At 63.0% G+C, this 22381-nt stretch carries 31 protein-coding genes and 1 pseudogene; 28 read left to right on the top strand and 4 right to left on the bottom strand.

Features of this window, described 5'->3' with window-relative positions:
* Nucleotides 1–34 precede the first annotated feature (34 nt).
* From FAZ69_RS23545 to FAZ69_RS23535, 3 genes are all read left to right on the top strand, one after another.
* Nucleotides 35–484, top strand: coding sequence for a phage tail protein (locus FAZ69_RS23545; RefSeq protein WP_136897507.1), 450 nt, complete (start codon nt 35–37; stop codon nt 482–484).
* Nucleotides 457–936: a phage virion morphogenesis protein gene (locus FAZ69_RS23540; protein ID WP_136897506.1), complete on the top strand. Its 480-nt coding sequence runs from the start codon at nt 457–459 to the stop codon at nt 934–936. The genes FAZ69_RS23545 and FAZ69_RS23540 overlap by 28 nt, the downstream gene beginning before the upstream one ends.
* A 221-nt stretch (nt 937–1157) precedes the next feature.
* Entirely contained in the window at nt 1158–1517 is a 360-nt protein-coding gene (locus FAZ69_RS23535) for a hypothetical protein (RefSeq protein WP_136897505.1), read from the top strand.
* A 221-nt stretch (nt 1518–1738) separates the two neighbouring features.
* Here FAZ69_RS23535 and FAZ69_RS23530 read toward each other — a convergent pair whose 3' ends face one another.
* Nucleotides 1739–2488, bottom strand: a complete 750-nt coding sequence (locus FAZ69_RS23530) for a DNA-methyltransferase (RefSeq protein WP_136897504.1) — start codon at nt 2486–2488, stop codon at nt 1739–1741.
* Between the two features lie 139 nt (nt 2489–2627).
* On the opposite strand from FAZ69_RS23530, the gene FAZ69_RS23525 reads away from it, so the two are divergent.
* Genes FAZ69_RS23525 through FAZ69_RS23510 form a run of 4 tightly spaced genes read left to right on the top strand, consistent with a single transcriptional unit; the run spans nt 2628 to nt 5146 of the window.
* On the top strand, nt 2628–3323 hold the full coding sequence (locus FAZ69_RS23525; RefSeq protein WP_136897503.1) for a phage baseplate assembly protein V: 696 nt from the start codon (nt 2628–2630) through the stop codon (nt 3321–3323).
* The gene (locus FAZ69_RS23520; protein WP_136897502.1) at nt 3320–3676 is read left to right on the top strand and encodes a GPW/gp25 family protein; all 357 of its coding nucleotides are present in this window, start codon (nt 3320–3322) and stop codon (nt 3674–3676) included. Before FAZ69_RS23525 ends, FAZ69_RS23520 begins: the two co-directional genes overlap by 4 nt.
* Nucleotides 3673–4584 carry a baseplate J/gp47 family protein gene (locus FAZ69_RS23515; protein WP_136897501.1) on the top strand — a complete coding sequence of 304 codons (912 nt, stop codon included), beginning with the start codon at nt 3673–3675 and terminating at the stop codon, nt 4582–4584. The genes FAZ69_RS23520 and FAZ69_RS23515 overlap by 4 nt, the downstream gene beginning before the upstream one ends.
* Nucleotides 4577–5146 (top strand): phage tail protein I, encoded by a 570-nt coding sequence (locus FAZ69_RS23510; protein WP_136897500.1) that lies wholly within the window; start codon nt 4577–4579, stop codon nt 5144–5146. Before FAZ69_RS23515 ends, FAZ69_RS23510 begins: the two co-directional genes overlap by 8 nt.
* A 103-nt stretch (nt 5147–5249) precedes the next feature.
* Here FAZ69_RS23510 and FAZ69_RS34255 read toward each other — a convergent pair whose 3' ends face one another.
* Nucleotides 5250–5384: a hypothetical protein gene (locus tag FAZ69_RS34255; RefSeq protein ID WP_255451556.1), complete on the bottom strand. Its 135-nt coding sequence runs from the start codon at nt 5382–5384 to the stop codon at nt 5250–5252.
* Between FAZ69_RS34255 and FAZ69_RS23505 the strand changes: the two genes are divergently transcribed.
* The 9 genes and pseudogenes from FAZ69_RS23505 to FAZ69_RS23465 all read left to right on the top strand — a co-directional run bounded on the left by FAZ69_RS23505 (nt 5383) and on the right by FAZ69_RS23465 (nt 13716).
* Nucleotides 5383–6744, top strand: a complete 1362-nt coding sequence (locus FAZ69_RS23505; protein WP_169708744.1) for a gp53-like domain-containing protein — start codon at nt 5383–5385, stop codon at nt 6742–6744. The genes FAZ69_RS34255 and FAZ69_RS23505 overlap by 2 nt on opposite strands.
* Nucleotides 6745–6765: 21 nt before the next feature.
* Nucleotides 6766–7209 carry a phage tail assembly chaperone gene (locus FAZ69_RS23500; protein WP_136897498.1) on the top strand — a complete coding sequence of 148 codons (444 nt, stop codon included), beginning with the start codon at nt 6766–6768 and terminating at the stop codon, nt 7207–7209.
* Between the two features lie 38 nt (nt 7210–7247).
* Complete coding sequence (locus FAZ69_RS23495) at nt 7248–8420, top strand: phage tail sheath protein (RefSeq protein WP_136897497.1); 1173 nt, start codon at nt 7248–7250, stop codon at nt 8418–8420.
* Between the two features lie 24 nt (nt 8421–8444).
* Nucleotides 8445–8954, top strand: coding sequence for a phage major tail tube protein (locus FAZ69_RS23490; RefSeq protein WP_169708743.1), 510 nt, complete (start codon nt 8445–8447; stop codon nt 8952–8954).
* 49 nt (nt 8955–9003) lie between these two features.
* Nucleotides 9004–9372: a phage tail assembly protein gene (locus FAZ69_RS23485; RefSeq protein ID WP_136897495.1), complete on the top strand. Its 369-nt coding sequence runs from the start codon at nt 9004–9006 to the stop codon at nt 9370–9372.
* Between the two features lie 8 nt (nt 9373–9380).
* Nucleotides 9381–9494, top strand: a complete 114-nt coding sequence (locus tag FAZ69_RS23480) for a GpE family phage tail protein (protein ID WP_136897494.1) — start codon at nt 9381–9383, stop codon at nt 9492–9494.
* A gap of 15 nt (nt 9495–9509) precedes the next feature.
* A pseudogene (locus FAZ69_RS23475) lies at nt 9510–12187 on the top strand (phage tail tape measure protein).
* A gap of 24 nt (nt 12188–12211) precedes the next feature.
* Complete coding sequence (locus tag FAZ69_RS23470) at nt 12212–12637, top strand: phage tail protein (protein ID WP_136897493.1); 426 nt, start codon at nt 12212–12214, stop codon at nt 12635–12637.
* Entirely contained in the window at nt 12634–13716 is a 1083-nt protein-coding gene (locus FAZ69_RS23465; RefSeq protein ID WP_136897492.1) for a phage late control D family protein, read from the top strand. The genes FAZ69_RS23470 and FAZ69_RS23465 overlap by 4 nt, the downstream gene beginning before the upstream one ends.
* A gap of 9 nt (nt 13717–13725) precedes the next feature.
* Here FAZ69_RS23465 and FAZ69_RS23460 read toward each other — a convergent pair whose 3' ends face one another.
* The gene (locus FAZ69_RS23460; RefSeq protein ID WP_136897491.1) at nt 13726–14631 is read right to left on the bottom strand and encodes a hypothetical protein; all 906 of its coding nucleotides are present in this window, start codon (nt 14629–14631) and stop codon (nt 13726–13728) included.
* Between the two features lie 529 nt (nt 14632–15160).
* On the opposite strand from FAZ69_RS23460, the gene FAZ69_RS23455 reads away from it, so the two are divergent.
* Complete coding sequence (locus tag FAZ69_RS23455) at nt 15161–15532, top strand: helix-turn-helix domain-containing protein (protein WP_169708742.1); 372 nt, start codon at nt 15161–15163, stop codon at nt 15530–15532.
* Nucleotides 15533–15535: 3 nt separating this feature from the next.
* Here the strand turns inward: FAZ69_RS23455 and FAZ69_RS23450 are convergent, their stop codons facing one another.
* Nucleotides 15536–16096, bottom strand: coding sequence for a helix-turn-helix domain-containing protein (locus FAZ69_RS23450; RefSeq protein WP_136897489.1), 561 nt, complete (start codon nt 16094–16096; stop codon nt 15536–15538).
* Nucleotides 16097–16419: 323 nt separating this feature from the next.
* Between FAZ69_RS23450 and FAZ69_RS23440 the strand changes: the two genes are divergently transcribed.
* The 11 genes from FAZ69_RS23440 (at nt 16420) to FAZ69_RS23395 (ending at nt 22139) form a co-directional block, all read left to right on the top strand.
* Entirely contained in the window at nt 16420–16707 is a 288-nt protein-coding gene (locus tag FAZ69_RS23440) for a DNA-binding protein (RefSeq protein WP_136897487.1), read from the top strand.
* A complete protein-coding gene (locus FAZ69_RS23435; RefSeq protein WP_136897486.1) occupies nt 16704–16952 on the top strand; it encodes an Ogr/Delta-like zinc finger protein in 249 nt (82 codons plus the stop codon). Before FAZ69_RS23440 ends, FAZ69_RS23435 begins: the two co-directional genes overlap by 4 nt.
* Before the next feature lie 85 nt (nt 16953–17037).
* Complete coding sequence (locus FAZ69_RS23430) at nt 17038–17583, top strand: BRO-N domain-containing protein (protein WP_136897485.1); 546 nt, start codon at nt 17038–17040, stop codon at nt 17581–17583.
* 14 nt (nt 17584–17597) lie between these two features.
* Nucleotides 17598–17822 (top strand): hypothetical protein, encoded by a 225-nt coding sequence (locus FAZ69_RS23425; RefSeq protein ID WP_136897484.1) that lies wholly within the window; start codon nt 17598–17600, stop codon nt 17820–17822.
* A gap of 5 nt (nt 17823–17827) precedes the next feature.
* On the top strand, nt 17828–18028 hold the full coding sequence (locus tag FAZ69_RS23420) for a hypothetical protein (RefSeq protein WP_136897483.1): 201 nt from the start codon (nt 17828–17830) through the stop codon (nt 18026–18028).
* A 45-nt stretch (nt 18029–18073) separates the two neighbouring features.
* The gene (locus FAZ69_RS23415) at nt 18074–18271 is read left to right on the top strand and encodes a hypothetical protein (RefSeq protein ID WP_136897482.1); all 198 of its coding nucleotides are present in this window, start codon (nt 18074–18076) and stop codon (nt 18269–18271) included.
* 4 nt (nt 18272–18275) lie between these two features.
* Complete coding sequence (locus FAZ69_RS23410) at nt 18276–18509, top strand: hypothetical protein (protein ID WP_136897481.1); 234 nt, start codon at nt 18276–18278, stop codon at nt 18507–18509.
* Nucleotides 18510–18624: 115 nt separating this feature from the next.
* A complete protein-coding gene (locus tag FAZ69_RS33385; protein WP_169708741.1) occupies nt 18625–18777 on the top strand; it encodes a hypothetical protein in 153 nt (50 codons plus the stop codon).
* Between the two features lie 3 nt (nt 18778–18780).
* Nucleotides 18781–19020, top strand: coding sequence for a hypothetical protein (locus FAZ69_RS23405; RefSeq protein ID WP_136897480.1), 240 nt, complete (start codon nt 18781–18783; stop codon nt 19018–19020).
* Between the two features lie 21 nt (nt 19021–19041).
* Entirely contained in the window at nt 19042–19344 is a 303-nt protein-coding gene (locus FAZ69_RS23400) for a hypothetical protein (RefSeq protein ID WP_136897479.1), read from the top strand.
* A gap of 2 nt (nt 19345–19346) precedes the next feature.
* Nucleotides 19347–22139: a toprim domain-containing protein gene (locus FAZ69_RS23395; RefSeq protein ID WP_136897478.1), complete on the top strand. Its 2793-nt coding sequence runs from the start codon at nt 19347–19349 to the stop codon at nt 22137–22139.
* Nucleotides 22140–22381 lie beyond the last annotated feature (242 nt).

Raw genomic sequence — 22381 nt, 5'->3', positions numbered from 1 at the left:
GGGTACAGGCGCCCGACGTAGGGTTGGCTCTTTCATGATCAAGCCAGCCAGCCTACGGCGCGCGCTCGTCGCCGCAATCCCGTCCCTCGAAGCAGACCCGGACAAACTGGCGGTATTCATCGATGAGGGCTCGATCGCCGCTACCGGAACTCGCTCGCTGTCGTTCGAATACCGGTATACCCTGCACGCGCTCGTGATGGATTTCGCGGGCGACGCGGATTCGGTGTTCGTCGCGCTCGTCGAATGGGTACGCACGAACCAACCGGACCTCGTGACGAACCTAGGTGAGCGCGATCACGGCATCACGTTCGAAGTGGATATCCTCAGCCACGCGACTGCCGACCTTTCGATCAAGTTGCGGCTCACCGAAAGCGTTGCCGTGTCGGCCGGGCCGGATGGAAAGCACGTCATCAAGCACGTCGACGACGCGGCCAACGATGCGGCCCACACGCACACATGGGGTATGCCGTTGTGGACGAGCTGAACGCCGTCGAAGCGTGGGCCAACGCCTTGCTGGCTCAGTTATCACCCGCCGCGCGGCGGGCCGCGACGCGCGACATCGCGCGCAAACTGCGCATCACTCAACAGATGCGCATCGCCGCACAGCAGAATCCGGACGGCAGCGCATACGAACCGCGCAAGGCAAAGGCAGGTGACAAGCGGTTGCGAGAGAAGCGCGGCCGGATCAAACGCGCTGCGATGTTCGCGAAGCTGCGCACCACGCGTTGGCTAAAAGTCGAGGCGGACGCAAACGGCCTTGCGATCGGCTTTGCCGGCCGTGTGGCTCGCTTGGCGCGTATTCACCAGCTTGGCGAGAAAGCGCCCGTCACGCCGGGCGGTCCTGCGTACCGGTATCCGGCTCGCGTGCTGCTAGGCTTCACCGATATGGATCGAGCGGTGATCTGCAATACGTTGCTTCGACACATCACAAACTGACGAAATTTCTTATAGGTCTGTTCAAGCAGACCGCGCGACAAGCCCTTAAGCGGGAGTCCCGAATCTGCCTGCTGTATCACTGAAATGTTCGACGGTCACTTTCACGCACGAGTCCCTAAAACGTACAAGAACGTATTGAGGGTGACGCTGGCGTCCACGAAGCGGCGCATGCGTCAATTTCGATGATCCGTGCAACCCTGGACTTTCAAGGAGAACATTCCATGCCGTGGGATATGACTAAATGCAAGTGGGGAACGCCACCGGGCTTCAGTGACACCGACGCGACCGATGCCGTGACTAACGCCGACTTTACAAACGCCGTATTCGTCCAGACCTCCGAGATAGACAAAGTGACGAAAAAAGCATTCACCTACTATGAGGTGAGCGGGTATCGAATTTGCGTAGTGGGCGACGTTCACACGGACACGACTGGCAAATGGACGATTGCCGGGAACAGCTACATTCCGGGCTGGAAGGATTGGGCAATGCAGACGCCAGTCGGACAGGTCGCTGTGATTGGGCCGTTAAAGGACGGTGGAACATTTCCCGACAAAGAACGATACCCGCATCCCATTAAATAACGATTAGGAAATCAGTTAGGGGCGTCGGCAGTTGAATTTTTTGTGCGGGAACTTTTTTTTGCGTCGAGTGTGTATATGAGCCGCCCGAAACCGCCCCTAGCATCTCGGCCTGAGTGACCGCAAATACCGTTGTACAGCAAGCATATTTCGACTCATCGAGAGCGTTGCCGGTATGTATAGTATTCTCCGCCGCCTCGATGACATTCAAGTCGTACGGAACGTCACTTTGCAAGCCGTCCCTCCGCAACCTCGTGATAGTAAGCATTGGCTTCGCACCCCGTCCATCGTAATCCAGCCTCTCTTGCCGCGACCAGGAACGTCCCGCTCCCGGCAAACAGATCGCATACCACGCCATTTTCAGGCACCAGACGCACCACCTCTCGCGCGAGACCGATGGGCTTCTCTGTCAGGTGCTTCTTCGGCATGTCCAGCGAGCACGGGAAAACACCCGGCAGGTACACGTCACGTTGTTGCATAGTGCCTTTGCTCGCCCACACGATGAATTCCGCCTGCTGCTTGAAGCCACCGCGGCGCGGACGCGCACGGCGCGCCGTTTTATCCCATACGGCAATGCCGCGCTGAATAAAACCAGCCGCTTGAATCACGTCAGTCAGCGTCGGCAACTGCCGCCAGTCGATGAAGCACACGAGCAGCCCGCCTGGCTTTAACGCTCGGCGGGCTTCTGTGAGCCACCCGTGGCACCAGAACGCCCACGACCGCTGATCCATGTTGTCCGATTCGAAATCTTCGTAGACGGTCTTCGTACTCGTCTGAATGTATTTCTGCGTCGTCGACTGCGCGCGCGTGCCGACGTGTAGTCCACCCGATGAGTACGGTGGATCGGTAAAGAGCATATCGATCGATTGATCGGGCAGCGTCCGCGCAAATTGCAGCGCGTCGGTTCGATGCAGGCGATTGAGCAACGGCGCGATGTCGGACGTTGGTCCATTCGTGCAAATCGTTTTGGTCATCTCGTCAATGCGTTTTGAGTGAAAAGGCTGCGATTGTCTGCTCGCTGCTCCGTGCTTCGCATGCTTGCGGTGATGTCCCCCACGCCCATACGCACGCAATCGCTCGCACCGCGCGCGTGCGGTCGGCACCATTGCCGGTATGGATGCGAACGAAATTCAACGGCTGATTCGAAACCTGATCCGCAAAGGGCGGGTGATCGATGTCGACTTCGACAGTAAGCCGCCGAAGTGCAGAGTCGCCGTTGGCGAGGCTGACGATGACGGCCTGCAAACGAACTGGATCCCTTGGGTCTCACTGGCCGCCGGCGAAACGCGCGAATGGCTCCCGCTTTCCAAGGGTGAGCAGGTGGTGCTGTTCGGCCCGATGGGCGACTTCGCGCAAGGTGTCGCGGTGCGCGGCTTCTTTTCCGATGAGTTCCCCGCACCGGACCACAGCCCGAACACGCACACGCGCACCTATGGCGACGGCGCGCGGATTTCATACGATTACGCGACGCACGCGCTCACCGCAGACCTACCCGCCGACGCAACCGTGCGCATCGTCGCGCCGGGCGCCGTCACAGTGCAGACGCAGGCCGCAACCGTCAAAGCCGATGACGTCACGCTCGACGCCAAACAGACCACCTGTACGGGCGGCCTGCTCGTCAAAGGACCGTTCGCGTTCGAATCCGGCATGACCGGCAAAGGTGGCAAAGATGGCGCCACGATGAAGATCGACGGCGGCGCCGATTTCTCGCGGGACGTGATCGCCGCCGGCGTGAGCGTATCCAACCACCCGCACCAGGCTCAAGGCGCCGACGCTCTCACGAGCAAGCCAATCGCGAGCGGCGCATGAAAGGCATGAACGCGAACACGGGCCGCACGATCAGCGGCCTCGATCACCTCTACCAGTCGATCGATAAGATCGTGACGACGCCCCTCGCATCGTGCGTCCAACGCCGCGCGTTCGGCTCCGAACTGCCCGACCTGATCGACTCGCCCAGCAACGGTGCCGCCTGCACGCGCCTGTATGCCGCCGTCGCGACGGCGCTCATGCGCTGGGAACCGCGCCTGACGCTCACGCGCGTCTTGCTCACGGCTGACAACGCCGCGGACGGCGCACTGTATCTCGACATCGAAGGCTGGACGAGCGAGAGCGGCGATACCGTTCAGACGCGCATTGACCTGGTCGCACGAGGTGCCACATGACGGCTTCCGCCCTCATCGATCTGTCGAGCCTGCCTGTGCCTGACGCGCTCGAGGTGCTCGACTTCGAGACGATCTACGCCAGTCGAAAGGCTGCGATGATCGCGCTCTGGCCCGAAGACGAGCAGACGGAAATCGCTGCGACGCTCGAGCTCGAATCTGAACCGCTTGCGCGTCTGTTGCAGGAAAACGCCTACCGCGAGCTCGTCTGGCGCCAGCGCGTCAATGACGCCATGCGCGCCGTGATGCTGGCATTCGCAAAGGGCAACGACCTCGCACAACGCGCGGCCCTGTTCGGCCTCGAGCGCCTCCTCGTCTCGGCCGCCGACTTCGACAACAATATCGCAGCGGTCTACGAAGACGATGAAGATCTGCGCCGCCGCGTGCAGCTCGCGCCACATGGGTTCAGCGTGGCCGGGCCGGGCGCCGCCTACGTATCGAAGGCGCTCACCGTCGACGGGCGTCTCCTGGACGCGCGCAGCTCGCGCCCGCGGCCCGGCGACGTGCTCGTCACGCTGCTGTCGCGCGAGGGTGACGGAGCGGTTGGCGAGGACCTATGCGGTGCCGTCAAAACGGCATTAAGCGCCGAAGACGAGCGACCGCTAAACGATATGGTCGAGGTCTCATCCGCTGAAATCGTCCGGTATCGGATTCACGCGAAGGGCTACACGCGCTCGGCCGTCGGCGCCGAGGTGTTGCTCGCGCAAGCGAAAAAGAATGCCCAGGCGTATGCCGCGAGCGCGCGTCGTATCGGCGTGGGCGTCGCCGAATCCGCCATCAAGGGCGTTTGCCAGGCTGCCGGCCTCTCGAAAACCGAGTTGATCGAGCCGGTGGGCGACCTCGCGATCGGCCCGACCCAGGCTTCGTACTGCGCGGAAGTGATCGTCGAATACGGAGGCACCTATGCGTGATCTGCTGCCTCCGAACGCGACGCTGCTCGAACGTCGCACAGCCGCAGCGCTCGCGGCAGTGGACACGCTGCCGATTCCGATCCGCGACTACTGGAACCCGGACGCCTGCCCCGCGGCGCTGCTGCCGTATCTCGCGGCTGAGGTGTCCGTCGACGGCTGGGAACTGGCCGAGTCGGACGAAGCACGCCGTGCGCTCATCAAGGGCGCCATTCGCCTGCACGAGAAGCGCGGCACGCCGTGGGCGATCCGCGAAGTGATTCGGCGCCTGGGATTCGGCGAGGTGGAGCTGACCGAAGGCCGCAACGTGCGCCGGCGCGATGGCACCGCGCGCTACAGCGGTGAGTGGGTACACGGCAACGAGCACGGCGAGTGGGCGCAGTACATCGTGCGCCTGAAACGCCCCATCACCCGCGACCAGGCCGACAACATGAAAACCATGCTCGAGCGCTACGCGCCGCAGCGCTCCGAGCTCTACCGGCTCGACTACACCGCCGCGCCCGTGCGCCGCAACGGAACGGGCCGATACGACAGCCAATACACGAGAGGGAGTATCGACGCATGAGCAACCTCCCTGAAACCACTGAGTGGGCGGAGGGCATTTACCAGTTCGAGACCTCGGACCCCGTTCAGGGTGGACCGGACGGAATCGACAACGTGCCCACGCGTCAGCTCGCCAACCGCACGAGCTGGCTGCGCCGCGTACTCCAGTTCGGCCGCACGACATACGCGGTCGACACCGGTACAAAGAACGCCATCGTCGCGAACCTGTCGCCGGCCGTGACCGAGCTCGCGGACGGCATGGAGGCCAATTTCCGGGTGGCGGTCGCGAATGACGGCCCGTGCACGTTCACGCCAAACGGAGCCAAGGACAGCGGAATTCCGAAACTACCGCTGTACGGGGGCGACTACGGAGAGCTGTCGCCGGGCGACCTGCCGGCCGGCGCACAGGTGCGCGCGCGACTCAACAAGGCGTTGAATGTCGCGAACGGCGGCGCATGGGTCATCAAGTCCATCTCGGGCGGCATGGCGCGCACCGCGACGCCGCCCGTCGGCGATATGTCGACGCGGGTCGCGAACATGACCGCACTCTTTGCCGCGACCGATGGCTTTCAGGCAGTGGACGTGTCGGGCAAGGACGATACGCTCCTGACCAGCGCGCAATACGGCGTCGCGATGCTGCGCCTCACGGGAGAGCTCAAAGGCTCCAAGTCGATTTTGATGCCGGCACAGCCGGGCCAGTGGATTGTCGAGCACACCGCTACCGGCAATTACAACCTCACTGCGAAAGTGACCGGTGACGCGGGCTCCAGCGTCGTGCTGCCGGTCGGCTCGCCGGTGATCCTGTGCAGCGACGGCAAGAGCGTCAAGTTCGCGAGTGCGGGCGGCCAGGCCGGGTTTCGGGCGATTCCGGCAAGCGGTGTCAATGGCAAAAGCATCGCCGTGATCGGCGGCTACACGCCGGGCGCGCTCCTGATCGAGAAGAACGGCGCAATGCTCCAGCCAGGCACGGCAGCATCGCCCGACTTCCTCGCCACCGATGGCGTGAACATCCAATTCACGCAGGCGCTAGTGGCGGACGACGCCCTGACCATCTATACATTCTCGACGTTCAATGTCGCCAACGCCGTGCAGAAGTCCGGCGACGCGATGGGCGGGCCGCTCGCACTGTATGCAGGCTCCACGGTGCCGGCACCGGCCGCGGGCGATGACAGCCAGAACGTCATCAGTTCGGCCTGGTTCAAATCCGAGCGGGCGAGCGAAACGAATGCGGGTACGGCGAGGGTCGCCAGCCAGGCGCAGACGAACGCAGGCACCGACGACACCGCTATCGTCACGCCGAAGAAGTTGCGCGCAGGCTTTGCCTTCTCCTTCGCTCAGACCGGCTATCTTGCGTTCCCTACTTGGCTGGGCGGCCTGATCGTCCAGTGGGGGGCAATGACTACGTCGTCATCCGGCTATACCGGCGTCACGTATCCGTTGGCGTTTCCGAATCAGTGCTTTTGCATGCTGGCTAACGGTCTGGCGTCGGCCGCCATTGCAGCCAATGCGACATTTGCAAATAGCGGCCCAGCGCCCAAAGCGTCCTTCAACGTGGCAACACTCAACGGTAGTGGTTCCTACGTTTCCCAATCGACGATCTGGCTTGCGGCCGGGTATTGAACTATTGAAGGAGATTTTGAAATGGGCCAGAAATACGCCGCCTATGACACCACCGGCGCAATTGCCGGCTTCTACGACGACGGGATCAGCCCGCCTCCGAATGGCGCCCTGGTCGCTCGCATTACCTCGGACCAGCACAAGGTGCTGCTCGAAGGACAGGCTAAGGGGAAGCGCCTCGCTATCAACGCGCAGGGCGAACCGGTCTTGCTCGATCCGTTGCCGGCCTCGGCCGACGAGCTCGCCAACGTCAAACGTGCGGAACGCGATGCCGCCCTCGTAGCTACCGACTGGCTGATTGCCCGCCATCAAGACGAGACGTTCGCGCGCGGCGATACCACGCTCACGCAACCGCGGCTCGACGCACTGCTCGCGTACCGGAAAGCGCTGCGTGATCTGCCGAATGCGCCCGCTTGGCCCGAGGTCGAGCTGCCGGCCGCACCCGATTTCATGACGGCAGGCGCCTAAGCGTCCCCCCGTTTCCTCTCACCTCGGAGTTACCGAACATGCCCCAGGATTACCACCACGGCGTACGCGTCTTGGAAATCAACGAAGGCACCCGCCCGATTCGCACCGTCTCGACGGCAGTCGTCGGCGTCGTGTGCACGGCCGACGATGCCGACGCTGCGGCGTTTCCGCTCGACACCCCCGTGCTTGTGACGAACGTGATCGCCGCGCTCGGCAAGGCCGGCACGAAAGGCACGCTATATCGCACGCTCGATGCGATCGGCCGACAGACGAAGCCCGTGACGATCGTTGTGCGTGTGGCCGAAGGCAAAGACACAGCCGAGACGACGTCGAACGTGATCGGCACCGTCACGGCCGAAGGCAAATACACGGGCATGAAGGCGCTGTTGACGGCCCAGGCGCGCTTCGGCGTGAAGCCGCGCATTCTTGCCGCACCGAGCCTCGACACGCAGCCGGTCGCCGCCGCGTTCGGCACCATCGCGCAATCGCTGCGGGCATTCGCCTACGTGTCGGCGTGGGGCTGCAAGACGAAGGAAGAAGCCGCCGCCTACCGCCGCCAGTTCGGTCAGCGCGAAATCATGGTGATCTGGCCGGATTTCCTCGCATGGGACGACGTCACCAGCTCGACCATCGTTATGCCGGCGCCCGCCTTCGCCGCAGGCCTGCGCGCGAAGATCGACAACGACACGGGTTGGCACAAGACGCTCTCCAACGTGGCGGTGAACGGCGTGACGGGCATCAGCGCCGACGTGTCCTGGGACCTTCAGGACCCGGCAACCGATGCCGGCTATCTCAACGAGCAGGACGTCACCACGCTCGTGAATCGCAACGGCTTCCGCTTCTGGGGCTCGCGCACGTGCTCGGACGATTCGCTGTTCGCCTTCGAGAACTACACGCGCACCGCGCACGTCATCGCGGATTCGATCGCCGAAGCCCAGATGACGGTCGTCGACGGGCCGCTCAATCCGTCGCTGCCGCGCGACATCATCGAAAGCATCAACGGCAAGTTCCGCGAATGGACGTCCCTGGGCTACCTGATCGGCGGCTCGTCGTGGTACGACCCGGAGCCGAACACCACCGACGTGCTGAAGTCGGGCAAGTCGTACATCGACTACGACTACACGCCGACCCCGCCGCTCGAGAACCTGATGCTGCGTCAGCGCATCACCGACCGCTATCTCGCCGATTTCGCCGCGCGCGTGAACGCGTAACGGCACCACCAGGAGTCGAACACAATGGGCATGCCCCGCAAACTCAAGGGATTCAACCTGTTCCAGAACGGCGAAAACTTCGCCGGCCAGGTCGCAGAAGTCACGCTGCCGAAGCTCACGCGCAAGATGGAGGACTACCAGGGCGGCGGCATGAGCGGCCCGATCAAGGTCGACTTCGGGCAGGAGGGCATCCAGCTCGAATGGACCTGTGGCGGTTTCATGCGCTCGGTGCTCGCGCAGTACGGCATCACGAAGCACGACGGCGTGCTGCTGCGCTTCGCCGGCGGCTACCAGTCCGAAGACTCGACGAGCGTCGACTCGATCGAGATCGTCGTCAAGGGCCGGCATATGGAGATCGATCCCGGCACCGCCAAGGCGAAGGAAGACACCGCCTTCAAGGTAACGACCGTCGCGAGCTACTACAAGCTGTCCGTGAACAGCGAAGACGTCATCGAGATCGACTTCATCAACATGATCGAGAAGATCAACGGTAGCGACCTGCTCGCCGCGCTGCGCACGGCGATCGGCCTGTAACACATGCCCTGGCCGGGCAGTCATTCACTCATCATCCGACAGGACCAACATGAGCAGGAAAAGAAACCTCGACGACGTAACCGATGTAACTGCAACCGACGTAACGGACGCGCCAGCGCAGGACGATCCGAACACCGTCACGCTCGACACGCCGCTCGTGCGCGGCAACCAAACAATCGAGAGGATCGCCCTGCGCAAGCCCCGGTCGGGCGAGCTGCGCGGCGTATCGCTCTCCGACCTCGTGAGCCTCGACGTCGTCGCGCTCACGAAGGTGCTCCCGCGCATCAGCTCGCCGACATTGACCGAAGCCGACGTCGCCAACATCGACCCGGCCGACCTCGTGCAATTGGGAGGCCTGTTCGCGGGTTTTTTGATGCCGAAGGCCGTGAAGTCGAAACTGGACTCCCTGACCGCGTAGAAGACCCAATGGCCGACATCGCGGCGGTGTTCGGCTGGACGCCGGCAACGATGGACGCCTTCAGCCTCGCCGAGCTGATGGACTGGCGCGAGCGGGCGCGTGTGCGCGTCGGCGCTGAATGAACGAAACAACGAACGATGGACAACACGCTCAAGCTGCGCGTCATGTTCGACGTGATCGACAACCTGACGAAGCCGCTCAAAAACCTGCTGGCCGGTAACAAAGGGCTCGCTACATCGCTGAAAGAAACGCGCCGCGAGCTGGCAGAGATGGGCAAGACGCAGAAGCGCATCGCCGAGTTTCGCGAGATGCGTGGCGGCCTGGCCGCGACCGCCTCACAGCTTTCCGCGGCGCGCGCCCGCGTCACGGAGCTCGCCGGGTCGCTGCGCGCCGTCGGGCCGCCGTCGCGCCGCCGTCGCGCCAGATGATCGCCGAGTTCGAGAAGACCAAGCAGAGCGCCGCACGCCTGGCTGTCGAACACGAGAAGCAGTCGGGCCGCGTGCGCGTGCTGCGCGACCAACTTGCCGGCGCGGGCATCAACACGCGCAACCTTTCCCAGCACGAGCGCGAGCTGCGCGCGAGCATCACGTCGACCACCTCGGCGATGAACGACCAGGTGCGCCAGCTCGAGGCGCTCGGTGAGCGCGAGAAGCGTGTCGCGGCTGCTCGCACGAAGATGCACGCTATGCAGGGCGTAGCCGCTGGGATGGCGGTCGGCGGCTACGCGGCGAAGAGCACGGGCGTACACATGCTCGGCGACCTGCGCGAGACGCTCGACGAGTCGAAGAAGGCCGAGAACGAAGGCATGCGTATCAAGGCCCTGGGGCTGGGCGATCACGCGACCGCCGACGCGGTGAAGTACGCCCGCGCGATGAAGATGTATGGCGTGGCGACCACCGACAACCTGACCATGATGCGCGACTCGCTGACGATCTTCGCCGACGAGCATCACGCGCAAATGGTGATGCCGACGCTCGCGAAAATGAAGTTCGCCAACGAAGCCATGTTCGGCGCGGACGACGCGCACGGGAACGAAGAGAAGTTCTTGAACATGCTGAAGGTGATCGAGCTGCGCGGCGGCACCAAGGACGAAGCGACGTTCAAGGATGAAGCGAACATGGTGCAGAAGGTGCTCACCGCGACCGGCGGCCGGGTCGGAGGAGACGAGTGGCGTAACTTCATCCAGACCGGTGGCGTAGCCGCCAAGCAACTGCGCAAGGACGCGTTCTACTACCAGATGGAGCCGCTCATCCAGGAAATGGGAGGGCACGCTGTCGGCACGGGCCTCATGTCCGCGTACAGCAACGTCTACCAGGGCAAGACCACCGTGCGCGCCGCAAAACAGATGATGTCACTTGGCCTGCTGGACCCGAAGATGGTCGAGTACAACAAGATCGGCATGATTAAGCAGATCAAGCCGGGGGCGCTGAAGGGCGGCGACATGCTGAAGGCCTCGCCGCTCGAATGGCTCGAAAAGGTGCTGCTACCGAAGCTGGCCGCGAAGGGCATCACCGACCCGGACAGGGTGAAGGACATGATTTCGACGATCTTCACAAATCGCACCGCGGCGAACCTGTTCTCGACCATGTACATGCAGCGCGAGCAGGTCCACAAAAACGAGCGACTCAACGCCGGCGCCGACGGCATCGACGAGCTGCACGCGAAGGGCCAACAAATCACGCAAGGTCGTGAAATTGCGGCGCTCGCTCAATTGCGGGATCTGAAGCTCGAGCTCGGCGAGAAGGTGTCACCGCTCTATAACGCGGCGTTGCAGGCAACCGCCACCGCGACCGAGAAGGTCGTGGGCTTCATGCGCGAGCACAGCACCGCCGCAAAGGTCATTGTCACGGTGCTGACGGTGCTCGCATCACTGCTCGTCGTCGCCGGAACACTGACGATCGCGCTTGCGGGCGTGCTCGGGCCGATGGCGATTCTCCGCTTCAGCATGACAACTCTCGGCATGCAGGGCGGCATCCTCGCGCGCGGGCTCGGCATGGGCGCGGGCGCGTTCAGGCTGCTCGGCAGCGCCGTCATGTTCGTCGGGCGGGCGATGCTGATGAACCCGATCGGCTTGGCGATCACGGGCATCGCGCTCGCCGCGCTTCTGCTCTATCGGTACTGGGAGCCAATCAAGGGCTTCTTCGGTGGCCTGTGGGGCTCCGTGCGCGAGGCGTTCGCCGGCGGGCTATCGGGCATCGGCGCGCTCGTCGTCAACTGGTCGCCGCTCGGCCTCTTCTATCGAGCGTTCGCCGCGGTGCTGTCGTGGTTCGGCGTCGAGCTGCCGGCGAGGTTTTCGACGTTCGGCTCGAACCTCCTTGCAGGCCTCGTCAACGGCATCACGAGCGGGCTGGGCGCGGTCAAGGACGCGATCACGAACGTTGCCGATTCGACCGTCGCGTGGTTCAAGGAAAAGCTCGGCATCCACAGCCCGAGCCGCGTATTCGGCGAGCTGGGCGGCTTCATTAGCCAGGGCGCGGCGATCGGCATGGAAGGCGAACATGGGCGCGTTGCACGAGCCGCCGCGGCGCTCGCGACCGTCGCGGCTACCTCGTTCGGTGCGCCGGCCATCGCCGCCGGCACGCAGCTCTCACAGGCCGTGCCGCTTGTGCGTCCGTCCGTGCCAATTGACCGGCACCCGCCGATCGCCGCCGCGCTGGCGGCGCCGAGCATCACCACCGCAGCCGCGCCGATCACCATCAACATCTACCCGCCGGCCGGCGTCGACGCGACGGAAATCGGCCGCATGGTGCGCGCCGAGCTCGAGCGGGCAGAGCGCGCGAAGTTGTCGCGTCTCGGTTCTCGCCTGTCCGATTGACCGTCCGCAGAAGGAAAAATACCCATGATGATGTCGCTCGATCAGTTCGTGTTCAGCCTCGCGACCACGCCCTACAAGGAACTTCAGCGCCGGCGCAACTGGAAGCACCGCACGAGCTCGCGAGTGGGCACGCGCGACGCCAGCCAGTTCACCGGCGCCGGCGACGACACGATCACCCTCAACGGCATGGTGGCACCCGATAACGGAATTGGCACGATCGCCTCGATCGACGAGCTCGCGCGCATGGGTGACGCCGGCGACGCCTACGTGCTCGTCGACGGGATCGGCAACGTCTACGGCGCGTACGTGATCGACAGCCTGGACGAAACCGCGACGTACCACACGAAAGAAGGTATCCCGCGCAAGATTGAGTTTAATCTCACGCTCAAGCGCGTCGACGACAGTCAGCTATCGGCCAAGCCACAGCAGGACAAGGCGGCAACCGCATGACCGCGCAGGACGCCCAGGCCACGGACAAGCGAGCACGTGCCGGTCGCGTGCAGCCGCGAGCCGACTATCGCATCACGCTCGACGGCCGCGATCTGTCGAACCTGATCGCGCCCAGTCTCATCAGCCTGTCGCTCTCCGAGTCCCGAGCCGACGAATCCGACATGCTCGACCTGGTGCTCGACGATTCACGCAACACCTTCGCCATCCCGAAGCGCGGCGCGAATATCAAGCTGTCGATCGGATGGGTCGGCGAGCCGCTCGTCGATAAGGGGACGTTCACTGTCGACGAGGTGGAACACAGCGGGGCACCGGACATCATCACGATTCGCGCGCGTTCGGCTTCGATGACGGACGGGATGCACGAGCGCCGCGAAAGGAGCTGGCACCGGCAGACGATCGGCGCGATCGTGCGCACGATCGCGGGCCGCCACAAGCTGACGCCCGCCGTCGGCGACAGGTTGGCGAAGATTCTCATCGACCATATCGACCAGACGCACGAGTCCGATATGTCGTTTCTCACGCGCCTGGCGAAGCGCTACGACGCCGTGATGAACGTGAAGGATCTGCGCTTGCTCTTCATGCCGATCGGCACCGGCAAGACCGTGAGCGGCAAGGCGTTGGACGTGCTGAACCTCACCCGTTCGAGCGGCGACCAGCACCGCTACCACATCGCGCAGCGCGAGAGCTATTCGGCCGTGCGCGCGCACTACCATTCAAACGGCAAGGCGAAGCGCAAATCGGTGATCGTCGGCGGAGAGAACAACAAGAACGTGAAGGTGCTGCCGGAAGACTATGCGACCGAAGCCGAAGCGCGAGCCGCGGCGCAGGCCGAATACGCGCGCACCCAGCGCAGCCAGGCCACCATGAGCTACACGCTCGCGCTCGGCCGCGCCGAGCTCTTTCCGGAAATGCCGGTGACCGTGGCGGGCTTCAAGCCGGAAATCGATGAGACGCCGTGGCTCGTGAAGAAGGCGACACATACGATCGGCGAAAGCGGATTCACGACGGCGCTCGAGCTCGAAATGCGCGACGATCCGACGACCGACCGGCATCGGACGCATTTCAGGCGCGGCCGATAACGCCCCAAATCATTCCGCCATCGTGCCCTTGTTCCAGCACGTTACGTTATGCCGCCGCAGAAAATCCGAATATCGAAGCGCATTCGAAGTAAAGAACGGGCTTCGCGCGATCAGTTTGTCTCCCCGACGCTCAAACAGAATCTGCAGTTCTATCGGCTCGCCTGTATCAGCGCGCCGTAGTGTCGGGAAGTACTGCAAGTCGAAATATGGTGCCTTCATTTTCTCGTCGTAACCAACCTCAGCGGCATCGAGTGCTGTGAAACCACGGCTGCACGAGCGCATGAAATCGTACAGACTCTGCCCGTTCGCAAGCTGGATTTGCTTCGAAAAATAGAGACTCTGGAAGAAGTTCTCTTTCCTGTTCGACACAAGCTCGCTGTCGCTTGCATCCTCCAGCAGCGGGTGATACTGGACGCGAGCGAGACCCGGATAGCGTTTGAAAATGTAGCGCTGGAATCGCTTCGGGCCGTAGCATTCGGATTCGTCGAGGCAAACATAGTCGGCCATGTAGCGCTTTTCGTCCTCGCTCACAGGTAGCACGATTGTCACCGACTTCGGCCAATTTTCCGCCGTTACGGCTCCTTCGCTCGCCGCTCCAGTAAAAGCGACGGGCATGTCGGGCTCAACCTTCGCCCCCGCCTGTGGAACGTTGCTCCCGCTTTCATTTTTTTGCGCTGCCTGCACCACCGCCGCTTTCGGCGCTGACGCGTCAACGGAAGACTTCCCGTCGCCCGGTGCGCTTTTGCCCGACAGCTCCGCGATGAAAAGGATTGAGCAAACCACGAACCCCGACACCCCAGCAGACATGTGTGCGAGCAGCGCGCCATGTCCCTTACGCTTCCAATATTTTGCTAGCACAGTCCAAACAAGCACCCAGACCGCAATCGCAGCGGTCAGCAAAACGAATTCTTTCATTGGTCCCCCATTGAGTTAATTGCGTCCCTTGCTTCGCCGTGGTTCAGCGCAGACCGCACCGTCCGAAGTTCAGTCATCGCCTGTGATGCGCATTCAAGCGCGACTGCAAGCTGGCCTATTGCCCAGTCAACGGCTTTCAGAACAACGTCCTGATCATGTTCAGCAGCGCACCGATTCTTAACGCTTGCCGGCATCTCCATACATTCAATCTTATCGCAGTGCTTATTATCTGCTCTACCACTTCCGCTATTCATTTTGAGTTTCTTCCCCCTCTACTGTCCCTACGCGATGTCACGTGAGACCGGATTCCGCGACATGAAGCGTTCGCGGAAAACAGTCCACGACCAGCATTACGTCAGAAACGAACGGATTTTGGAATGAAACCCACAGGGAACGCTAAAGGTGCTTGTAAAGTTACACTCTTATGCTTATTGATTAACGAGAAAACTTAAGCCCTTGCAAGTTCGTGCCTTTGCGGGGCGTGGCAAGCGGAGAGCCTTTAGCGATGGTCGGACCAAGGCACGACGGGTTGAATTGGAATCTTCTGCGCGATTTTTTTGAAATAGCGCGCCACGAGTCTTTTACCGACGCAGCCAATGCAATGGGCATACATAGGCCCGCCGTCAGCAAGCGGATCGCCGAATTAGAGGAATTCCTCGGTTTCTCATTGCTGAACAGGAAAGTTGGCCTGCGCGACTTGTACCTTACAGAACGCGGCGAATACCTGCATGCCGCCATCGGCGTATTTGCGCAAAGCTTGTCCGGTCTATCGGACAAGCCACAACGCGCCGACTCTGCCCCGCCAGAAGTTGACGCGTTGGCAAGCGCGGAAGATGCGCTCGCGGCAATAAGTCACGTAGTCCGGGCGTTGCGCCGCGAGCGGCGTGACGCGGAACAGTAGCGATTATTTGCCAGGCCCTTTCTTCGATCGTGCCGATCGTTCTGCGCGCTCGGCCGCAACCAGTTGCATCGCGCGCTCGACGTTTTCTGCCGCTCGAGCATCAAGCGCCGCACGCCGGTTTTCAGACAGACGCTTGACGCGACGTTCAGGCGCTGGCGGCTGGCCCGTCTGCGTCAGCGCACCGGTATTCACCCAAGTCTCCAGCATCGCTTGCATGGTGGCTTTTCCGGCTTCGTTGAGCTGGTTGTAGGCATCGAGAATTTCGCGCTCGTCTTGCGTCAGTTCGCTGCCTGACGTCTGCGCTTCCTTGCCCAAACGGCAGCGCTTCACCAGCTCGCTCTCTTCCGAGGTGAGCGAATCCACCAACGTCTGGCCGGTCAGCACGTACCAGACGTCAACGCCAATACCTCGAAGAGCCAACAGGAAATTCGTGTCGGGCGCCCTTTCGTCGGACTCGTAGAGCCCCAGAGACTTTCGCCCGAGCCCGCCGATAGCCGCGAACTCATCCTGACTAAGGCCAACCCGTAAGCGCTCTTCACGCAAACGCTTCCCCACCGTATCCATTTAAGCCCAATTTTATTGACGGGTACTTTCGAACCCAATACACTATCCTTACGTAACGAAAGGCTATCCAGGAAAGTATACCCGCCATGACTAAGCCCAAAGGCCCGAGCCGCCAGCCTCGCGGCGTGCTATCGCCCAAACCTGTTTATGTGCGCCTCATGCCCGAAGAACGGCGCGCGCTCGAATACCTCTCGTGCCAAGAGAAACGTTCGATGTCCCAAATCACGAGAGCCGTGTTCCTCGAAGGAATCGAACGATACAAGGCAAAGCTTAGGCGCTCGGCCACCCAGCCGCACTCAACCAACGTTGCAGGACATTGAGCCATGCGAAACCCCGCCCTGATTGAGCCCGCGCTGCGCCAAGCACTACACGGCCCGAAGCGCCAAGACGTGCAAACAGCCCTTGGCTGGGACGATTCCCAGGTCAGCCGCTTCCTGAGCGGCGGGCAAGGCGTCGTCATCGACAAGATCGACACGCTCGTCGCATCCGTGGGTTTCGTGCTCGTCACCCGCAAATACCTCGATGCCGTCGCCACGCTCGGCGAAGTCGGCGTGCATTGCGAATGCGCCCGCCGCGGTTACGGCGAGTGCCGTCCAGGGAAGCTCTCATGAGAATCCTGAATCGCTGCCCCCATTGCCGCACACGCGCCACCGCGCGCAGCAGCCGGGATATGTCCCTGACCTTCCGGGAGGTGACGTTCATGTGCAACAACCCGGAGTGCGGCCACACCTACGTCGTGAACATGGAGTTCGCCCGCACGCTCTCGCCGTCGGCGACCCCGAATCTCTCGCTCAATCTGCCGCTCTCGCCTCATGTGCGTGAGCGCATCGCGCAACAGCTAGAGCTGCCCGTCTAGCGCCACAAACCGATCCCCAGTTGTCCCCTCGCATCGTGCCTAAACGGCGCGAGGGGATTTTTTTGCCCGCAAAAAGGAGAAACACATGCAGCAAGCGTCTTCAACCGCCGTTCTTGTGTTTGAAAGCGTCGAGTTCGACGTGGTCGATATTCATGGTGTGCCGTGGCTAAGGGCACCTCAGATTGAGGCAGCCTTGGACTACGAAAAGCGTGGTTCCATCAACACGCTGCACGACCGCAACGCCGACGAATTCACCGACGAGATGACCCAACTCGTCGAGCTCGACACCGCCGGCGGCCGCCAGCAGGTTTGCATCTTCAGCCCGCGCGGCTGCTACCTGCTCGGCATGCTCGCGCGCACCGAGCGCGCCAAGGCCTTCCGCGCCTGGGTGCTCGACGTGCTCGAAGGCCGGCTCGTGCCGCAAAGCATCGGCCGCCTGACCGTCTCCCAACGCCTCACCGCGCTTCGCTATCGCGGCACGCTCGCGAAAGAAATCGCCAAGTCCACCGAGCGCGGCGTTGCCGCCGAGCTGTACGCCAATCTGCGCGATGTCTCGCGCTTGCTCGGCATGCCGGTATCCCCGCTCGAGGCGATCGCCCCCGCCCTCAAGCAGCAACTGCTCATCAACTGAACGAGGAGACCGCTATGGCTCGTGCTGCCTCTGCTCCGCTGATCCTCTTCCCAGCCCCTTACGGCCTTCTGCGCTCGATGGAGCGCCGCCGCGCCTATCTGCGCGACCTGTGGGAAGCCGACGTCGACCCGTTGGTCTTTCGCGACGCCGCTCGCCGGCTCGGCTACGTCGTGCGCTGCCAGTGGGACGGCGGCGCCGGCATGCCGGTACTCAAACCGATGTTGGCGCTCCTGCACTGATCGCCATGCAAGCGCCGCTCACCGACGCTGATCTGCGCGCCGCATGGCAGCGGCTGCGCATGGTCGGCGACTTCGATACCTCGATGCGTCACCGCGCCGTGCGGATCGTCGTGGAAAGTGCGGCACGCGCCCTGCAGCAGCGCGACCACAGACGGTTCCTTCGCCTCGACGCAAAACGCCTGGCCGCCGGCGACTTCGACGATTGACACCAACCGCGCCGGACGCCGGCGCCCTTACCCGAGACCCATCAAATGAAAGACTACGTTTTCGGCATCGGCGTGCTGCTGATGCTCTCCTTCTCCTTCGCCGGTCTGAGCTTCGCCGCCGCCGGCGTATTGCGCCGCTTCGAACAACTGCGGCACGGGTCGCTGCTGTCGCTTGCGGTCGCCGCAAGCGCCCTGGTCGCGCTGATTGTTGCGCTGGCTTGGTCCGTTCCGCCGCGGGGGTAACACGATGACCCTCACCGAATTTATCGCCGAGATCGGCGACGACAACATGGCGTTTCAACTTCTCAGTCACTGCATGACCAATATCAAGAGGTTGCGGGATGGCTCGCGCATCACGATCGAGACAGAGGCGCTCACGCCTAACGACGTACTCCTTGATACCGGGAAAGTAGGGATCGTGGTGTGGGCTGATCGCAACGCATTCAATCGCACTGTCGAGCGGATGAAGGAGAGAGATTGATGACATTCACGATCCGCTACGCGCTGCCTTTGTGTATCGGCCTGCGCACCTTTGCTGGCGCGCTCGTTGACCTGTTGACTGCGTCAGCCTGGTCTGTGTTGCCGAGGGGTGAACGATGAACTCGCTGAAAGATATCAATCGACGCTGGTTGCTCGAAATGATCGTCGAACTGCCGAGCACCACGCGCGGCACCTGGGCCGACACCCTCCTGCAATTGGAAATCAAGAGTCTCCTGTATCGGCTAGGCGGCCTGGCGGGGGAGTGGTGAGCCATGAGCTATTCCTCCTCAAACCTCGACGATGCACTGCTCGCCGCCCTCATTCAGCGCGCCGCACACAACCTGCCCTTCAACAACCGCGCCGGCAGTGAAGCACGCGCCCGCACGCTGTCGCTGCTGCTTGCGACCGTCTCCGGAAGTCTGTCCGTTCTCGGATTCAGCCAGTCCGCTCGCGCAATCGAAATCGTGCTGTTCGATCCGCCGTCGATCGGCAGTCCTTTCGCAGATTCGTAACTCACATCAAGGGAGATCAACATGAATAACAACAGCCTTTATCCGCGATCCCGCAATCCTTACCAGCCGCTCGCCTTGCGCACTTCGACACCGCTCACGCTTGGCCGCCACACCGTGCAGCGCATCCACGTCCACAGCGAGATCTACACGCGCTACGAACTGCGATACCGAGGCGTCGTCGTGCTGAGTCAAATCAGCCCGCCAAGCGCCGACGACTGCACCAATGCCATCCGCGCCCACCAGCGCAGCCAGCGCCGTTTCGTCTCGCACAACTGGTCGCGCGAATCGATCGCAGCCGCTTCGGAAGGAACAGGGCAAGCGTAACGATGGCTTCGATTAACGAACTGAAACAACGCATCGACTTGCACGACCTCGCCAACCGCCTCGGCCTCAAACGCGGCCGAGGCGGCGACAATGCGCTCTACCACTCGCCGCAGCACGAGGACAAGAGCCCATCCCTGTCGATCTACGTCAAGCACCCGAAGCACGGCACAGGTTGGCGCGACCATAGCGCCAACGTCGGCGGCTCGTGTGTCGACCTGGTGATGCACGCGCGCGGCGGCACCGTCGCCGATGCAATCCGCTACCTGCACGAAGCCTTTGCGATTCCATTCGACCAGCCGGTGCCGGCCGAGCACCGCGAGAAATCGACCGTCGAATTCATCGCCGATCGATGCTTCGCGGAACGCAATCGCGTCCGGGAGTACCTCGTCGGCCGCAGCATTTCCGATGTCGTGATCGACGCGGCGCTCAACGCAAAAACGCTCGGCTTCAACGACTGGACGAGCTCGAGGGTGTCGCCCGGCGAAGTCGGTCATGGCGGCTCCGCTGCTGCGTTTGCCGTGCGCGCGCCCGCTGACGGTCGCATCGTTGCCGTCGACATGCGCTATCTCGATCCAACACTCAACGGCGGCGTCAAGACGCAAACCCAAGGTGAGAAGTCCGGCTACTTCTGGACTGCCGTCCCTCGCAAGCTCGACCAAGCGAAGCGCGTAATCGTGGTCGAAAGCGCAATCAACGCGCTGTCGGTCGACACGTGCGCGCTTCCGGGCACCGCGGCGCTCGCGTTGCGCGGCCTGGCGAACGTCGACGCGATCGACTTCTCGTTCCTGCGTGGCAAGCAAGTCGTGATCTGCCTCGACAATGACGAACCGTTCCCGGACGGCCACCCACGCGCCGGCCATCGCCCCGGCCCAGAAGGCATGTGGGCACTGTACGAGCGACTGACGAGCCTCAACATCAGCGCCGTGCTCGTCGACCAGGCCGAGTGGCTCGCCGAGCTCGCAGAAGGCGAGTCAGCGCGAAAACCAATCAACGACGTCAACGACTACCTGCAACTGCTCGGCGCGCCCGAGCTGGCACGCGCGCTCGAACAGTACGAGCCGTGGCTGATCGCTGGCATGGCCGGCGACGCCACACGCCGCGGCCGGCCGCGCATCTACCTGCCGTCGCACGACTTCGCGCAATACTGGCGCTTCCGCGCGCGGCTCGACTTCATGAGCTACATCACGAAGATGGAGCGCAACGACGAAAGCGGCGTCGAGACGCCTGTCACGACGGATCTGTGCGGCTTTCGCATCGCCTCGATCAGCCGTGTCTCGGTCGCGAGCGCAACGTCGACGATGACCGGCGACGCCGACCAGGCACCCACCGTCTACTTCGCGGTGTCTGTGCAGGCGCCGCGGCACGGTGCGCAGCTCATCCGTCGCGTGATGCTCGATGACCAGCTCCACAACGTCGATCAGTGGGGCAAGTTCGGCCCGATTTGGGCGCCGGCACCGTTCAAGCGGATGGTGAACATCCTCGAGCGTGGCGCCGATCTTGGCGCGCGCCAGGCGGCGAACTTCGTCGGGCTCGCCTGGCGCGACGGCCGCCTGATCGTCAACGAAGGCCCGGACTGCTACTTCACCGAAGCGGACAAGCAGTGCCCGTACCACAACCTGACGTTTCCGAACGGCCCGATCGGCGACGCGCGCCGCGTCATCGCGGCCTACCAGACAACGTTCAAGCAGAACGCCGCAACCATCGCGCTCGTATGGGCGCTCGGCGGCCACCTGAAGGCGTTGCTCGGCTTCTGGCCGCACATCACGATCCAGGCGAACAAGGGCGCGGGTAAGTCGACGCTCATCAAGCGCCTCGAGCGCTCGCTTGCCTTCACGATGTTCTCCGGGCAGTCGCTGCAAACGGAGTTTCGGCTGCTAACGAGCATCAGCCACACGAGCCACCCGGTCGGATGGGAAGAACTGTCCGCGCGCCGGCAGGACGTGATCGACAAGGCCGTCGGGCTGCTGCAGGAGAACTACCAGTACACGGTCACGCGCCGCGGCTCCGACATGACCGAATACCTTCTGTGCGCGCCCGTCATGCTGGCCGGCGAGGACGTGCCAGTGCGCAGCCTGCTCGGCAAGCTCGTGCGAACGACGCTGACGGGCAAGCGCGGGCCGCTTTTGCCTGACGACCTGCCTCGCTTCCCGGTTCGACCGTGGCTCGAGTTCCTCGCCGGCCTGGACAAGCGCGCCGTGCTCGACCAATACGCTGCGATGCGCGACAAGGCACTCGCCAACTGCCGTGCGAGCGGCCACGACGATGGCGCGACACGCATGGCCGGCAATTACGCCGCCGTCGCGCTGGCCTGGCGCTACCTGTGCGAGTTCGCCGGCATGGACCCGAGCGAAGGCGACTTCCCGCGCGACCTGGTCGCCGAGATGAACGGCCACATCGCCGAAACCAGCGCCGATCGCGAGCCGTGGGTCTGGATCATGGAAACGGCGCTGTCGGAGATCGACGGCGGCAACTACAAGCACCCCTACACCTTCGATACCGTCGACGGCGAGTTCTGCCTCCTGCTGCGCACAGGTCACGTGATGGACCACATCGCCCACACGAGCGCGCTGCGCGACAAATGGAACGGCCTTCCCGTGAAGTCCGACCGCGTGTTCAAGGCGCAGCTCAAGCACGCCGGCGTTGTCGTGGGTGAGAAGGAGGTCGAGCGACGCATTTACACCCGCCGGGTGCCTTACCTCACGCCGGTTTCGCTCGAGCGCCTTGCCGCGTTCGGACTGCACGTCGCCGTGCGCGAGGACCTTGCCACCGATGCACTGCAAGGGAGTCACGCATGACGCCCTCTCAGCCGATCTGGCCGCCGCGCGGCCGTGCCCCTTGCCTCTTTCATGCTGGCCGCGCAGCTGCCCTGAAATCGGGTTTCCAACGCCTGTGCAAATGCGCGCAGCGATCGGCGCACGTCGTCATGCGGCCGCCGTGCTGTTCGCGTCCCCCCGTACCCCCCGCGAGTCGAAATGGCCGGGCAACGGCACGAGCCGAGAGGACGCGGGGCCATGCGGACGGGTTTTGCCGTTGGGAA

The sequence above is a fragment of the Trinickia terrae genome (genome assembly GCF_005144415.1).
Lineage (GTDB): Bacteria > Pseudomonadota > Gammaproteobacteria > Burkholderiales > Burkholderiaceae > Trinickia_A > Trinickia_A terrae.
Note: the sequence above shows the minus strand (reverse complement) of the source record. Positions and strands in the feature narration are given on the sequence as shown.